Source organism: Thermococcus kodakarensis KOD1, assembly GCF_000009965.1.
In the GTDB taxonomy this organism is placed as follows: domain Archaea; phylum Methanobacteriota_B; class Thermococci; order Thermococcales; family Thermococcaceae; genus Thermococcus; species Thermococcus kodakarensis.
In genome coordinates this window covers 459,134-474,207 of record NC_006624.1, presented here as the reverse complement: position 1 = coordinate 474,207, position 15,074 = coordinate 459,134, and the positions used below count along the sequence as shown (strand labels likewise).

General features: G+C 52.3%; 14 protein-coding genes and 1 CRISPR repeat array. Of the genes, 10 read left to right on the top strand and 4 right to left on the bottom strand.

Features of this window, described 5'->3' with window-relative positions; all coding sequences use genetic code 11:
* The first annotated feature begins 64 nt into the window (after window positions 1–64).
* From proS to TK_RS02700, 3 genes are all read left to right on the top strand, one after another.
* Entirely contained in the window at window positions 65–1,510 is a 1,446-nt protein-coding gene (proS, locus tag TK_RS02710; RefSeq protein ID WP_011249505.1) for a proline--tRNA ligase, read from the top strand.
* 62 nt (window positions 1,511–1,572) lie between these two features.
* Entirely contained in the window at window positions 1,573–3,183 is a 1,611-nt protein-coding gene (locus TK_RS02705; RefSeq protein ID WP_011249504.1) for a carbamoyltransferase family protein, read from the top strand.
* Window positions 3,184–3,641: 458 nt separating this feature from the next.
* Window positions 3,642–5,227: direct repeats of the CRISPR family, unit length 29 nt; unit sequence GTTGCAATAAGACTCTAAGAGAATTGAAA.
* A gap of 176 nt (window positions 5,228–5,403) precedes the next feature.
* Window positions 5,404–6,573, top strand: a complete 1,170-nt coding sequence (locus TK_RS02700) for a pyridoxal phosphate-dependent aminotransferase (RefSeq protein ID WP_011249503.1) — start codon at window positions 5,404–5,406, stop codon at window positions 6,571–6,573.
* On the opposite strand, the gene TK_RS02695 is transcribed toward TK_RS02700, so the two are convergent.
* Entirely contained in the window at window positions 6,570–7,226 is a 657-nt protein-coding gene (locus tag TK_RS02695; protein ID WP_011249502.1) for a metallophosphoesterase, read from the bottom strand. The two genes, TK_RS02700 and TK_RS02695, sit on opposite strands and share 4 nt — an antisense overlap.
* Before the next feature lie 127 nt (window positions 7,227–7,353).
* On the opposite strand from TK_RS02695, the gene TK_RS02690 reads away from it, so the two are divergent.
* Window positions 7,354–7,569, top strand: coding sequence for a hypothetical protein (locus tag TK_RS02690; protein WP_011249501.1), 216 nt, complete (start codon window positions 7,354–7,356; stop codon window positions 7,567–7,569).
* Window positions 7,570–7,638: 69 nt separating this feature from the next.
* Here TK_RS02690 and TK_RS02685 read toward each other — a convergent pair whose 3' ends face one another.
* Window positions 7,639–8,856, bottom strand: a complete 1,218-nt coding sequence (locus TK_RS02685) for a methionine adenosyltransferase (protein WP_011249500.1) — start codon at window positions 8,854–8,856, stop codon at window positions 7,639–7,641.
* Window positions 8,857–9,228: 372 nt separating this feature from the next.
* On the opposite strand from TK_RS02685, the gene TK_RS02680 reads away from it, so the two are divergent.
* Genes TK_RS02680 through glp form a run of 4 tightly spaced genes read left to right on the top strand, consistent with a single transcriptional unit; the run spans window position 9,229 to window position 11,583 of the window.
* Window positions 9,229–9,741 (top strand): MogA/MoaB family molybdenum cofactor biosynthesis protein, encoded by a 513-nt coding sequence (locus tag TK_RS02680; protein ID WP_011249499.1) that lies wholly within the window; start codon window positions 9,229–9,231, stop codon window positions 9,739–9,741.
* 38 nt (window positions 9,742–9,779) lie between these two features.
* Window positions 9,780–9,935: a hypothetical protein gene (locus TK_RS12010; protein ID WP_158298050.1), complete on the top strand. Its 156-nt coding sequence runs from the start codon at window positions 9,780–9,782 to the stop codon at window positions 9,933–9,935.
* A complete protein-coding gene (locus TK_RS02675; protein ID WP_011249497.1) occupies window positions 9,932–10,390 on the top strand; it encodes a PIN domain-containing protein in 459 nt (152 codons plus the stop codon). The genes TK_RS12010 and TK_RS02675 overlap by 4 nt, the downstream gene beginning before the upstream one ends.
* A 2-nt stretch (window positions 10,391–10,392) precedes the next feature.
* Window positions 10,393–11,583 carry a molybdopterin molybdotransferase MoeA gene (gene glp, locus TK_RS02670; protein ID WP_011249496.1) on the top strand — a complete coding sequence of 397 codons (1,191 nt, stop codon included), beginning with the start codon at window positions 10,393–10,395 and terminating at the stop codon, window positions 11,581–11,583.
* A gap of 10 nt (window positions 11,584–11,593) precedes the next feature.
* Here the strand turns inward: glp and TK_RS02665 are convergent, their stop codons facing one another.
* A complete protein-coding gene (locus TK_RS02665) occupies window positions 11,594–11,812 on the bottom strand; it encodes a hypothetical protein (RefSeq protein ID WP_143598665.1) in 219 nt (72 codons plus the stop codon).
* Between the two features lie 462 nt (window positions 11,813–12,274).
* Here TK_RS02665 and TK_RS02660 point away from each other — a divergent pair, with 462 nt between their 5' ends.
* A complete protein-coding gene (locus tag TK_RS02660) occupies window positions 12,275–13,534 on the top strand; it encodes an HD domain-containing protein (RefSeq protein WP_011249495.1) in 1,260 nt (419 codons plus the stop codon).
* Here the strand turns inward: TK_RS02660 and TK_RS02655 are convergent.
* Window positions 13,527–14,483: a transcriptional regulator gene (locus TK_RS02655; RefSeq protein WP_011249494.1), complete on the bottom strand. Its 957-nt coding sequence runs from the start codon at window positions 14,481–14,483 to the stop codon at window positions 13,527–13,529. The two genes, TK_RS02660 and TK_RS02655, sit on opposite strands and share 8 nt — an antisense overlap.
* A 46-nt stretch (window positions 14,484–14,529) precedes the next feature.
* Here TK_RS02655 and TK_RS02650 point away from each other — a divergent pair, with 46 nt between their 5' ends.
* Window positions 14,530–15,063 (top strand): GNAT family N-acetyltransferase, encoded by a 534-nt coding sequence (locus TK_RS02650; RefSeq protein WP_011249493.1) that lies wholly within the window; start codon window positions 14,530–14,532, stop codon window positions 15,061–15,063.
* The last annotated feature ends 11 nt before the right edge of the window (window positions 15,064–15,074 follow it).

Genomic DNA, 15,074 nt, shown 5'->3' with positions numbered 1-15,074 from the left:
AGGCTTTTGGAGAAACCGGGAAAGCTTAAAAATAAAACGGCACTCTCTCGTGTAGGTGGTCGAGATGGCGGTTGAGAGAAAGAAGTGGAGCGAGAATTTCAGCGAGTGGTACAACGAGCTGATTGAAACTGCTGGAATCCAGGACAAGCGCTACCCGGTCAAGGGTATGAACGTCTGGCTCCCCTACGGCCTCAAGATTATGCGCAACATAGAGCGCTTTATACACGCTGAGATGGAGAGAACCGGTCACGATGAGGTTCTCTTCCCGGCCCTCATCCCCGAAACCGAGTTCCAGAAGGAGGCCGAGCACATAAAGGGCTTTGAGGGAGAGGTCTACTGGGTCACCCACGCTGGTCTCGAACCGCTCGACGTCAGGCTCATACTCAGGCCGACGAGCGAGACGGCAATGTACTCGATGTTCTCACTCTGGATAAGGTCTCACGCTGATTTACCGTTCAAGATATACCAGATCGTCAACGTTTACCGCTACGAGACCAAGCACACGAGGCCGCTCATCAGGGTTAGAGAAATCAGCAGGTTCTTTGAGGCCCACACCGCCCACGACAGCTACGAAGATGCCGAGAGGCAGATAAAGGAAGACCTTGAGATATTTGACAACCTCGCGAGGTTCCTCGCTCTGCCCTACATCATCTCAAAGCGCCCGGAGTGGGACAAGTTCCCGGGAGCTTACTACTCACTCGGCGCCGAGGTCATGATGCCCGACGGCAGGACGCTCCAGATAGGCACGATGCACAACTACCGCCAGAACTTCGCAAAGGCCTACAACATCCAGTACGAGACCGAGACGGGTGACCACGAGTACGTCCACCAGACAACCTTTGGAATGAGCGAGAGGCTGCTGGCTGCTGTCATAGCGATCCACGGCGACGACAGGGGAATGGTTCTCCCGCCGACCATAGCTCCGATACAGGTCGTCATAGTCCCGATACCCAAAAAGGACAGCGAGGCCGACGTTTTCGCCTATGCTCGTGAGATAGCCGAGGAGCTCAGAACGGCCGGAATCAGGGTCCACGTTGACGAGCGCGACATAAGGCCCGGAAGGAAGTACTACGACTGGGAGCTCAAGGGCGTCCCGCTCAGGATAGAGGTCGGCCCGAGGGACGTGGAAGGAAAGAAGGCTGTCTTAGCTAGAAGAGACACCCTCGAAAAGATAACCGTTGAGAGGGATAACATCGTCGAGGAGGTCAGAAAGACCCTCGATGCAATTCATGAGAACCTCTATCAGAGGGCTAAGGAGTTCCTTGAGAGCCACATCAAGCGCGTTGACACGATCGAGGAGGCAAAAGCCGTCTTTGAGGACAGGCGCGGAATCGTCGAGATTCCCTGGTGCGGTGAGGAGGAGTGCGGCCTCAGGATGGAGGAAGAGCTCGACGCCAAGATGCTCGGAATCCCGTATCCCGAGGAGAAGGCGAAGGCTCCAGAGGGCAAGAAGTGCCCGGTCTGCGGCAGGGAAGCCAAGTTCATCGCGAGGTTCGCGAGGACTTACTGACTTCTCCCATTTTTGAATCACGATAATATTATTTCGTTTCAAAATTTTTCACGGTGGAAGGAATGATACTCGGAGTCCACGACGGCCACGACGCTGGGGCTGTTCTGATAGACGGCGAGAGGATATTCGCGGTTAACGAGGAGAGGCTGAACCGCGTTAAAAAGTACCGCGGCTTTCCTGAGCTGAGCATTAGGAAAGTCCTTGAGATGGCCGGCGCCAGTCCGGAGGACGTTGAGGTCATAGCCGTTGCCGGAATATTCCGGAAGCAGAGCCGTTTAATTGAGCTTGAGGAGAATCTAAAGGCAATCTTTGGTAAAGACTTCAAGAGGAAAGTCCTCTTCGTCGAGCACCATCTGGCCCACTCTGCTTCAGCATACTACACCTCCGGCTGGAGGGATGCAATAGCCCTGAGCATAGACGCGGCTGGCGACGGGCTTAGCTCGTCCATCTACGTCGCGAGAGACGGCGAGATGATAAGGATAGCCCAGAGCACGTATCTCGACTCACTCGGCGACTTCTATGCATCTGTAACCGAACTGCTTGGCTTCAAGCCGATGAGGCACGAGGGTAAGGTGATGAGCCTAGCGGCCTACGGGAAGCCCACCTACGATTTAAGCTCGATAATCGAGCTCAACGGCCTGACCTTCGAGAACCACCTCAAGGTTGTTGGCATCGAGGCGACGAGAAGGCTCGCGGAGCTGTTCAAGTACCCGCTGAAGCACGCGAAGGAGATAGCGATGCAGATGAAGCGCGGGAAGCTCGACGGCAAGCTCCAGAAGAAGGCAATAGAAATAGCGGCCAGCGCCCAGGCTCACCTTGAGAAGCTCGTTGAGGAGCTCGGCCTCAGGCTCAAAGGCTACTCCCTTCCGGTGGCCTACGCTGGAGGAGTTGCTCAGAACGTCAAGGCCAACGCTGTTTTAAGGCACGTTTTTGGAGACGAAAACATCTGGGTCTTTCCAGCTATGGACGACGGCGGCCTGGCCTTTGGGGCTGCTATTTTCGTCAAGGCCCAACTGGAGAGGCTCGATGGAAAGTGGAGGCCGTTCAGGCTGGAACACGTCTATCTCGGGCCTGAGTACTCTGATGAAGACATCGAGAGCACCCTCAGGGAAGAAGGCGTCCAATACGAGGAGATAAGCGACGTCCCGGGTTTCGTCGCCGATGCCCTCTTTGATGGCAAGCTCGTCGGACTTTTCCAGGGGAGGATGGAGTACGGGCCGAGGGCTTTGGGCAACCGCTCAATCTTAGCGGACCCGAGGGATGAAAGCGTGAAGGAAAAGCTTAACGTCGCCCTGAAGAGGGACGTCTTCCAGCCATTCGCGCCTTCAATGCTCTGGGAGAAGGCAGAGGAATATCTCGAAGACCTGAACGGAAGGCCCAACGAGTTCATGACGATGAGCTACACCGCGAGCGAGGAGTTTAGGGGTGTGGCTCCCGCCGTTGTTCACGTTGACGGGACGACAAGACCGCAGGCTGTGAGGAAAGAAATCAACGAATTGTACTATTCAACAATTGCTGAATTCCATAAAAAAGCGGGAATCGGTGCGGTGCTCAACACGAGCTTCAACATGCACGGGGAGCCGATAGTCTGTTCGCCTGCCGATGCTGTGAAGACGTTTAGAGAGGCCAAGCTTGATGTCCTTGTCATCGGCAAATTCGTCGTATCGCGCTGAGAAGCTTTGTTTTTGATCGTTCTCCTTTTTCGTGGGTTTTTATTGAAAATAGGCCTGTGTCGAAGGTTGGAAAGTCTTTAGTAACGTTTGGTTATTATCAAACAAAAAGTTACATTTTATCCCGATTTATATGACGAAATTTTTTCGAAGTTTTGAACGATGATACTTGAGAAGTCCTTTTATATATTATCCCAATGGCAATTGAGTGTTTTATCGTAAGAAGGCGTTAGAGTGGAATAATTCGAGTTTAATGCCCTTAAAATGCCCGGGAGGTCTTCTGAACATTGTTGTGCATGCTTTCAACGGAAGGAGGAGAAACCTTTTCTGCTTGAAAAATCCGCCCACAACTCCTAGATTGGGGGCTTTTGAGGGCTTTTCAAAGTACCCTTTGCGGAAAAGCTTATAAGATTGGAGCGTTCTTAGTAGTTTGTAGGGCGAAAGGAGGAAAAAACCGCCCTGTTGCAATAAGACTCTAAGAGAATTGAAACTCAACCTTGAGAGCCACGACGCGATTATGAGCAAGACCTAGTTGCAATAAGACTCTAAGAGAATTGAAACCCGTAGATCATGCTCGCGCCGAAGTCGGGGAAGACTGGTTGCAATAAGACTCTAAGAGAATTGAAACGTAAACCTATGCCACAGCCCTTATCTGGGCCACAGTTGCAATAAGACTCTAAGAGAATTGAAACCCCGCTTCTGGCTCAGGCTCAACATCTAGCCTTGGCTCAGGTTGCAATAAGACTCTAAGAGAATTGAAACCAAGCTTGCCGTCTGCATTTCTCTCCACGACAGAGACCTGTTGCAATAAGACTCTAAGAGAATTGAAACTATAGGGAAATATAGGGAAAATCCGGGAAATTCGGGGAGTTGCAATAAGACTCTAAGAGAATTGAAACAACTATCGGCGTAATCTGGGCTTTTCGGCGGGTCAATAGTTGCAATAAGACTCTAAGAGAATTGAAACTCGTCAAGCCCATCGCTGATGAGGCCTTCGAGCAAGAAGTTGCAATAAGACTCTAAGAGAATTGAAACAAAAAGGTGGGTGGTGGGTGACGGTGGTGGGTGTTGCGCAAGTTGCAATAAGACTCTAAGAGAATTGAAACGGGAGAACCACCCGCCTTGACCTTCTTTTGATCTCTAACGTTGCAATAAGACTCTAAGAGAATTGAAACGGGCCTGGGAGGAATTGCCCACAATCAAAAGCCCGGACGTTGCAATAAGACTCTAAGAGAATTGAAACGACTTTGGGGAGTGGTGAGGGGCAGCCCTGAGTGAGGGCGTTGCAATAAGACTCTAAGAGAATTGAAACTCCACGCGCGCCGTGCTGGATGTTATCAAGGAGAGGGTTGCAATAAGACTCTAAGAGAATTGAAACGGTCTTCGCCCAGTTCTTTAATGGCTGTCCCCACGTCGTTGCAATAAGACTCTAAGAGAATTGAAACCTCACGAGGCGGCCGCACTACCCAACTATGCTACGCGTTGCAATAAGACTCTAAGAGAATTGAAACAACTACAAGTGGGGCGGTGTTGATGCGTTCTTCGTGCTGTTGCAATAAGACTCTAAGAGAATTGAAACGGTCGCGACCTATGACGTTCAGGTGAACCCGGCCATGTTGCAATAAGACTCTAAGAGAATTGAAACAGTTTTCCATGAATGCCCTCTTTCCTGAAGACTTCAAAGTTGCAATAAGACTCTAAGAGAATTGAAATAGGATTTCTGCAATTTTCTGGAGGGCCTTCCAGCGCGTTGCAATAAGACTCTAAGAGAATTGAAATTCCGCAGAGCCATTGGCATGGGCTTCCTCGACGAGGAGTTGCAATAAGACTCTAAGAGAATTGAAATACCGACGTCGACGTGAAAGTCAAGGTGTGGAAAGTTTGTTGCAATAAGACTCTAAGAGAATTGAAATAGAGCCGGCTCTCTGAACGCCTTTACGATTTTCTCACCGTTGCAATAAGACTCTAAGAGAATTGAAACTTGGCCGCGTCAACTTCGAGGCTCTCGACCTGGCTTGTTGCAATAAGACTTTAGGAGAATTAAAATGAACCAGATCCCAACTAAATACTATTTAGTTGTGAGTTTTAGTTGCGAATTGAGACCAAACCGCTCAAAGGATGTGGGTGTTCTTGAATTTTAATGAGCATTTTAATACTTTGATGTCTATTTTTTCATTGAGGTAACGTTATAAACATCGCTGAGAAGGGAGAGCGGTGATGGTAATGGCGCTGAGCGACAGGCTTGACCTCGTTAACCCTTCTGAGATTAGGAAGCTTTTCGACCTCGCCGCTGGGATGCAGGATGTTATCTCACTCGGCATCGGTGAGCCCGATTTTGACACCCCTGAGCATATCAAAGGATACGCAAAAGAGGCCCTCGACAAAGGGTATACCCACTACGGTCCGAACGCGGGCCTTCCAATGCTAAGGGAGGCCGTTGCCAAAAAACTCAAGGAGCAGAACGGCATAGAGGCCGATCCAAAAACTGAAGTTATGATCCTAACCGGAGCCAACCAGGCGTTCCTCATGGGTCTGGCAACGTTTCTTAAGGATGGTGAGGAAGTCCTCATTCCCTCTCCAATGTTCGTGAGCTACGCCCCTGCGGTCATTCTGGCAGGAGGAAAGCCCGTTGAGGTTCCAACCTACGAGGAAAACGAGTTCAGGCTTTCAGTTGACGACCTTGAGAAGCACGTCACCGACAAAACGAGGGCGCTCATCATAAACACCCCCAGCAACCCGACCGGCTCCGTTCTGACCAAGAAGGACATCGAGGAGATAGCCGACTTCGCCGTTGAGCACGACCTTATGGTAATTAGCGATGAAGTTTACGAGCACTTCGTCTACGATGGTGTCAAGAACCACAGCATCGCTTCGCTCGACGGCATGTTCGAGAGAACCATCACGGTAAACGGCTTCTCCAAGACATTCGCCATGACCGGCTGGCGGCTCGGCTTCGTCGCCGCTCCAGCTTGGGTAATCGAGAAGATGACGCGCTTCCAGATGTACAACTCCACCTGTCCGGTCACCTTCGCCCAGTACGCGGCCGCTAAGGCCCTTGAAGACCCGAGGAGCTGGAAGGCCGTGGAGGAGATGAGGAAGGAGTACGACAGGAGGAGGAACCTCGTCTGGAAGCGCTTAAATGAGATGGGCCTTCCGACTGTAAAACCGAAGGGAGCGTTCTACATCTTCCCGCGCATCAGGGATACAGGTCTCACAGATCACCAGTTCAGCGAGCTTATGCTCAAGGAGGCCAGGGTTGCAGTGGTTCCCGGCTCTGCCTTCGGGAAAGCCGGAGAAGGCTACATCAGGATAAGCTACGCCACGGCCTACGAGAAGCTTGAAGAAGCGATGGACAGGATGGAAAAAGTCCTGAAGGAGAAAAAGCTCGTTTAAAGCTCCCTTAGCTCAATGTTTTTCACAACTTTTTCCTTTTCGTCGAAGTCTATAACAGCGTAATACCCCCTGAAGAGCGGGCCGGGGTTCACTATTATCGTTTCTCCAAGCTCGTCAACGCTTCTCGCCTCGTGGATATGCCCCGTAACAACGAGCGGCGGCTGGTTCTTCTCTATGAATTCCCTGAGAGCTGTGCTCCCGACGTGGAGGCCGGAGTGGACTCTGTCAGCTTTAGTGTCCTTCGGAGGAGCGTGGGAGAGGATTATGTCCCCTGGCCTGTAATTCTTCCTCAAGATTTCCATTATCTCGTCCTCCGTGAGCTCCCAGATGGTGTTGAAGGGTGTTATGTTCGAGCCGCCTACTCCTACAAAGCCGGTGCCGTTCACTTCCTTTCTCTTGTTGTGGAGTGATATCCCGAGTTCCTCCAGCAGTTCTGGAACATCCCTGCCGTCGCAGTTTCCGTGGACGGCCAAGATGGGAACGTCGAGAGCCATGAGCGGCTCAAGGACTGTTCTGGCAACTTCCGCTCCGCTGAAGTTCGTTATGTCCCCGGCTATGAGGATAAGGTCTGGCCTTTCTTCCTCGAGAACCCCCGCGAGCCTCTTCACCTTTTCGAGCTTTCCGTGAATGTCAGTGACCGCTACTATTCTCATTCTGTCACCTCCGAGGGAATTCAGCGTTTGCCCTTAAGAAGTTTTTTCGACAAAAAGCGATATTGACTTAAGCGTTCACCGAAAATCTTATAAGGATCGGGGGCCCTCATTTATCAGGTGATACAATATGGAGAAGGTTAAGTCCGTGCTCGAGAGGCGCCTTGAGGTTGTGAGGAGGAGAAAGGAAGCCGTTCTCCGCGAGGAGGCCAGGCTCATAAGGCTTGCCCGCCAGAAGAGGGACGTTGCAATGGTTCTTGCCAAGGTTAAGAAGGAAAAGCTCGCCCTTATGGCAGAAGAAGCAAAAGTCCTCAGGGCGCTCAAGCAGAGCGCTCCCGCAGTCTGATCTCTAACTTTTCTGTTCCCTACTAATGCAAGGAAGCCATCAAAAGGGTAGAAGAGAAAAGCGAGGACTTCAGAAGACGTTTACCTTGTCCTCGAGGATCATCTTCTGTATCTTCGTTATGTTGGCCAGCCACTCGTCGGCTATCTCGTAGGCCGGCTTCTGGAGGACGTCGATTGAGTAGCCCTTCTTCGGGATTATCTGCACGCTGGCAACGAGAGGCTCGTCTATCGGCTTTCCAATCTGGCTGAGGATTCTAACGTAGACCTCCTCAACGCCCTCGACCTGCTCGGCTATGTCGTTCGCTATGAGCATTGAGAGGATGTTGTAGATCTTACCGACGTGGCTCACCGGGTTCTTACCCGCCGCTGCCTCCATGCTCATGTGCCTGTTGGGGGTGATGAGGCCGTTAACCCTGTTGCCCCTTCCGACGGAACCGTCGTCGCCGGCCTCGGCGCTAGTTCCTGTGACGGTTATGTAGTAGATGCCCTCCTTCGGATCATCGGCGGTGTTCACGTAGATGTTGGTCGGCCTCTCTGTGTGGGACTCGACGATCCCCTTGGCGGCCTCGTAGATGGCCTCCTTCACGGCCATGTAATCGTCGGGGTTGTCAACCTCGCTGTCAACGATGGCAGCGGCGATGGTGAGGTCTATCTCGTCTCCCTTCCTGAGACCCATAACCTTGATGTCCTCACCGACGGCGGGGTACTTCTTCTTGAACTCGTCGCTGTTGAGGTACTTCTCGGTCTCAAGGACGATCTTCTCGGTCTCGCTGAGCGGGGCGTAGCCGACACCAAAGGAGGTGTCGTTGGCGAGCGGGATTGGGTTCTTTTTAGCCTTGTTGAAGACTCCAACGAGGTCAACGCTTCCCTGTCCGATGCGGGAGTCTATGATGACGTGGTGCTCGAGGTCGAGGTGCCTGACGGCCTTCCTGAGGTAGTCCTTTGCGGCCTTAAGTGCTATCTCATGGACGGGGAAGAACTCCCTGTCAACCATCTCGACGGCCCTTCCGGAGAGGAGGATGTAGATCGGCTTGATGACCTCACCGCCGCCGAACTGCGGGTAGGCCCTTCCGCCGACAACCTCGACCTGGTCGGTGTTGTGGTGGAGAATGATGCCGTACCTCTTCACGTACTCCCTGGAGAGCGCCCTGCTGACGGCCTCGGCTATACCGTCGGCTATGCTGTCGGGGTGACCGATACCCTTCCTCTCAACGAGCTCAACCTTCTGCATCTCAACTGGGGTCCTGACGAGCTCCTCAACGACTATGTTCCTGACCTTTCCAGCCATGAGCATCACCTTCTCTTCGACTTAATCAGTGCAGTGGTCGGGTCTGTGCATCGTCTTATATACTTTTCGGCATGAATCCAAAATGTTCCTATTCCTGCAGGTTATATAATTCGAAAACGTTAAAATGCCTTCCGAAGAATTTTCTACGACGGTCCCGCCCGGTGGCCCGTGTCCCGGAGGGGGCCGAGGCCCACAGTGAAGGGATGAGACGATGCCGGGCGGACAGGGCCCGGTCTCCGGACCGCTGGAGGGGGTCTCTGGCCGTCAATGAGAGCGGGGGATCAGCCGGGCCCACACCGATTGGTTTCTGTTAAGCAGTATTGTTTTCTGAAAGGTTATTAAGACCAAAGAGCAGTTTAACTGGGTGGTATCATGGGCGTTAAGGATCACAAGGAGAAGGCCCCGCGGAAGTTTAGGTTTGCCGTTATAACGGTCAGCGACACTGCGAGCAGGGGAGAGAAAGAGGATAAGAGCGGAAAGTTTCTGGTTGAGGAGCTTGAGAAGGCCGGCCACGAGAGGGTTCTCTACAAGGTTGTGCCGGATGAGAAGATGGAAATCATCGGGGCGGTCGTTGATGCGTTCCGCGCGGGAGCGGATGTGGTTGTAACATCCGGAGGAACGGGGATATCGAGCAGAGACGTGACAATAGAGAGCCTCAGACCGCTCTTTGACAAGGAGCTTTCGTTTGGAGATATATTCAGGCTCGTCAGCTACGAGGAGATAGGGACCGCCGCGATAATGACGAGGGCCACAGGAGGGATAATAAGGAGCTCGGGCAGGGCAATGGCAGTCTTCTGCCTTCCGGGAAGCCTTGGTGCCGCCAAAACTGGGGTAAAGCTCATACTGGCCGAGGCTGGTCACGTGCTAAAGCACGGTCGTGAATAGTTTTAAGGGAAAGCACACAAGACATAATGGGTGAAAACATGGAGAAAGTCGGGAGTTCAAACATCACCACGGCTGAGGAGGGCAGTAAGCTCACTTTAGCCAAAAAACAGAAAATAAGGAAATTCAGGGGAATACTCGGTAAGGCAAGTGAGGAGACTATACTATGGGCGATTAAGGAGGCTGAAGAGCTTTGAGCGACTTCCTGTTTCTCGACACCAGCGTCCTCGTTGAGTACCTCGTGGACGGTGAAAAGGCAGGAATTGCCGAGGAAATACTGTTGGGACCCTGGGCATTTCTAACGTCTCCCACAGTCTATAGAGAAGCCATTGGTGCTCTAGCTCTTATCATTGGGAGAGAAAAATTCGGAATAAAGGGAAAATACAGCCTGAGGAAGTTCGTGGCTCGAAAGGGATGGGGGCCATTTTCCGATGTGGTGACCTCTCTTAACGGGCTTCTTGATGAGCTTGGGGTCATCATAGTCCCCGATTCGTTCAGGCGGGAAGAACTCTATGATACCATGAAAGAGTACAACCTGATGCCCTCCGATGCACAAATAGTGCTTGCCTGCCGGAATCATAACGTTAAGCACATTGCTACCTTTGACTCGGACTTTAAAAGAGTGAAGTGGCTTAAAACTCTGGGGGTGTAAAAATGAGGGAGTTCAAGAAGCTCACGCCCTATAAAGAGGCCCTGGGCCTTCTCCTCAACGATCTGAGCGAGATCCAAGAAGTTGAGGAAGTTCCTCTCGATGAGGCTCTTGGGAGAGTCCTGGCCGAGGACGTCGTATCGCCCATAGACAGTCCACCCTTTGACAGGTCTGCCGTTGATGGCTATGCACTCCGCGCCGAGGATACGTTTCAGGCGAGGGAGTACAGCCCGGTGGAGCTCAGGGTAATAGACGAAATTCCCGCCGGCGGAGAGAGTAAAAAGACCGTTGAGCCCGGAACTGCAGTTAAGCTCCTGACCGGGGCCAAGATCCCGGAGGGAGCAAACGCCGTTCTGATGCAGGAGATGGCCGAGCGCGAGGGGGACGTTATAAGGGTTCTCCGCCCCGTTGCTCCCGGTCAGAACGTTGCAATGAAGGGTGAGGACGTCAGAAAGGGACAGGTTGTCCTTAAAAAGGGCCAGATTCTAAGGCCTCAGGACCTGGCAATCCTCAAAAGCATAGGCTTCAAGACTGTTCGAGTCAGGAGAAAGCCCAGGGTTGGTATAATAGTTACAGGAAGCGAGCTCATCGAGGAGTTTGATGAAGAAGCCCTGAACCATGGAAAGATACTTGAGAGCAACTCGGTTATGCTGAAAGGCCTAGTCAGGCAGTACTTTGGGGAGCCGAGGTTCTATGGGGTAATTCCGGATGACGAGGAGAAAATCGGAGAGGCAATAAGGAAAGCACGCTCCGAGAACGACCTCGTCCTTGTCACGGGCGGCTCAGCTTTCGGCGATATGGACTTTGCCCACCGCTTTGTGAACCTTCTCTTCCACGGGACGACGATAAAACCAGGAAGGCCAATAGGATACGGGGAGAGAGTCTTTGTAATGAGCGGCTATCCGGTTGCGGTCTTCACTCAGTTCCACCTCTACGTCAAGCACGCGCTTGCGAAGCTTGTGGGGGCAAGAAACTACGAAACCCGGGTCAGGGCAAGGCTTACCGAAAGGGTTCCGAGCCAGCTCGGCCGCTACGAGTTCGTCAAGGTCTGGTACGAAAACGGTACGGCAAGACCGATAAAGAAGAAGGGCAGTGGCATAATAAGCTCGCTTGTGGAGAGCAACGGATACATAACGATTCCAGAGGACAGCGAGGGTTACCTGGAGGGAGAAGAGGTGGAGGTTGTGTTGTACTGAGCTCTATTTTTCATTCGTTTATACACTCACTAGAAAAAGGGATAATATCCACGAGCTCCTTGGGCAGGATCTTCCGCGCACTTGCTGTTAATTCCTTTAAACACCTAATAACTTCTTTCCGTTCTCTTTCCTTTTCCTCAAGTATTCTCCTTAGATAGCTTTGGTAATCTTCGGCAAGCCAGGGGACTTCAGTTAATACGATCTCTTTTGATTTTTTCTCTGGGTTCATATTCATACCTAGCCTTCAGCATTAATAACCTTTTTTATTCATAATTTGCATACTATTGCTGATGGTCTTTAAAATCTGGAAAGAGTGTAACTCTCTACGCCATGACCCAGAATTCATTGAGAATATGGCCCGCCGGTAACTCCCGCCCTCATCGAAGGCGTACGCCACCCTTGGGCGGGCTAACCCTGGCGGGCCAGAACTGTGCCCGGCCTGGGTTTCCCGCGGTCATCGTGCTCCGGGACGCGGAAGGCCCTCCCGCGGGGACCTCGCTGAGGCCGGGCTGTTGCCCCCGCATCGCCCCCCGGTTCATTCTCCCCGGGGTCCTCGCGCAGGGGCATTTTATTCTCCACTGACAGGTTTATAAATTGATGGTCTGCAATCGCTTCCATCAGCGGGATATTTTTCGTCATATTGCCGAAAAATTATTTAAGGAGTTTCACAGATTTTCGGCCGGTGATGAAAATGAGTGACGGACACGACGGCTATAAAATCATCCACGACGGTATTCATGGTAGCATGAAGGTCTCTGGAGTCATCCTCGACCTCGTAAAAACACCAGAGTTCCAGAGGTTAAGGCAGATAAAGCAACTCGGGCTTGCGTACCTCGTTTATCCCGGTGCCAATCACTCGCGCTTTGAACACTCGCTCGGAGCCTGGCACCTGGCCAAACGCCTTTCTGAGGAAGTTGGTCTTCCAAAAGAGGAGTCTGAACTACTTCAGGTGGGTGCGCTCCTCCACGACATCGGCCACGGGCCGCTCAGCCACACCTTTGAGGGCATCTACAAGCACTACGTGAAGGAGCGCGACCACATGCGCCTCGGTCAGGACATAATCCTCGGCAACATCAACATAACGGGCGACGAAGATGGGGGGAGAATACCCGAAATACTTGAGAAACACGGGATAGACCCAAAGGCCGTCGCCGACATAATTCTCGGCCGCTCTGAGAAGCCCTATCTCGGCCAGATGCTCCACGGGGGCGTCGATGTTGACCAGCTCGACTACCTGGTAAGGGATGCCCACTACACCGGCGTCGCCCACGGTATAATAGACCTGGAAAGACTCCTCAAGGTTATGAAGATTCACGATGGTCAGCTCGTTGTTGACGAGAAAGGCATCGAGGCAGTTGAGGGAATGATGGTTGCCAGGGCGCTCATGTACTCAAGGGTCTACTTCCACCACACGGTTAAGATAGCGGAAGGAATGCTTACGAGGGCCCTTGAGTTCGCCCTCGACGAGGGGCATTTATGGGACTTCTGGCGGATGACAGACTGCAGGGTTCTGGTGGAACTTGAAGACCTTGAGGGCCTCCCTGCGGAGCTCACAAAACGTGTTCTCCACAGAAAGCTCTACAAGGCGGCCGTTTTGATAACGGCCGAGGAACTTAGCACTGAAGAGAAGCGGGAGCTTCTCAACGCCTACAGAAACGTCAAGAAGAGGCAGGAGATCGAAAGGAACCTGGCGGATGCCGTCGGAGCGAGTGAGGGCGAGGTTATCCTGGAGTTCAGCATCGCAGACCTCATGCTGAGCGAGCCGAGGCTCAAGGAAACTGGGATAAACGTTCTCCTTGATAACGGCGAAATTCAGCCCCTGACGAAGGTAACGCCTCTGGCGAATGCACTCAAGAGGAGGCAGACTCCCAGGTGGGCGGTCATGATAGCTTCGCCCGAGAAGTACGTGGACAGACTGAGGGAAGTCTGGAGAAGGGTTATCTTCAGCTGAAGAGCTTTTCCTTTATCTCCTTCTTCAGCTTGTCGATGAGTTCTATAAGCTCATCTGCGTCTTTAACTTCCTCAAGGCTCTCCTTGGGGATGAGCGGAACTTCTGAAACGACTTCAGCCTTAGTCTTCTCCAGTATGAAAACGCCCCCGCTGTTAACTATTCTGCCGACCTCCGCCACCATCTCGGCGCGTTTTATGGTGGAGCGTGTCTTCCTTTCATCTATACCCGTGAGAAGGCGTATGTCGTCTTCAGTTGAAATCGCGTTGAAGGGCGCTTTCTTCACCTTCACAAGGCCCAGGCCGAGTTTCTTGAGCCTCTCAAAGACCTCGCGCTCGAGCGGCGTTTCAGGCTTAACGTTGAGGTCGGCTTCAACTTTGGCCCTCAGGATGTCTATCGGCTCCGCGAGGGCCTCATCAAATATCTCTTCAAGCTGGATGGCAACATCAAGCGAAACTGCCTGTTCGCCGCGCTCGTAGTTGAGCAGGCTCTTTCTAGACACGCCGAGCAGCTGTGCCAGTTCATTTACAGAATAGCCGTGCTTTTCCCTGAGTTCTCTCAACAGCTCTCCGTTTATCCTGACGTACAGACCACCGCGCTCCGCGAAAACAGCGGGCAGTTCGTTGTTCAGGAGAGCATCGTAGAGGGTCTCGGGGCGGAGGGCATAAATTCCAAAGCGCTCGTACACCACACCCTCTTCAAGCTCGCCGCTCTTGCTCCTTAGCCCAACAATAAGCGGAGAAGCCTTGAAGAACTTGGCGAGGCGCTTTAAGTCCTCCGCCTGCTCTTCTGTTATCGTGTCGATGTTCACGGTAGCCTTTATAAAAAGCAGGAGAAAGAGCCTGCTCGCCACTAGGTCAAAGCACGACCCTTTAAGGTCTAACCTGGCAACGCGGTACCCTGCGCCTCTAAGTATCGCTTCAACGGTCTTTATGAGCCTCTCCCTTTCCATCGTTTTTAAATACCCATAACACCTTAATAAATTTAAGGTGTGGTCGATGCGTCCCGTGGTGGTAAAGGGAAAACTGGTCTCGCTGGCTGTCCCAACCAAAGACGATGTGAGGAGGGCCTGGCTCTGGTACAACGACCGCGATGTGAGGAGGTTTTTAAGCGATCCGGATGGGCTGTTCTTTTTTGAGGACGAGCTTGAGTGGTACGAGGCTATGCGGAGAGGAAAGCGCGAAAACAGGGTCTTTACTGTTTTAGAAAACTCGTCCAAAAGCCCGGTTGGCTTTGTAGGCCTGCACAGGATAAACCACAAAGACGGTCACGCCGAGCTGGGATACTTCATAGCGAAGGAGTACTGGAACAGGGGCTACGCCACCGAGGCGGTTGGACTGGCCCTAAAATACGCCTTTGAATGGCTGAATCTCAGAAAGGTCTACGCCCGGGTCTATGAGCCAAATACAGCATCAATCCGCGTCCTGGAAAAGAACGGCTTCGAGCTTGTGGGCAGGATGAAGAAGCACTCCCACATACCTGGCTACGGGTTCGTGGATGAGCTGATATTCGAGAAGTTCAGAGAAGAATAAGGGAAAGAAGC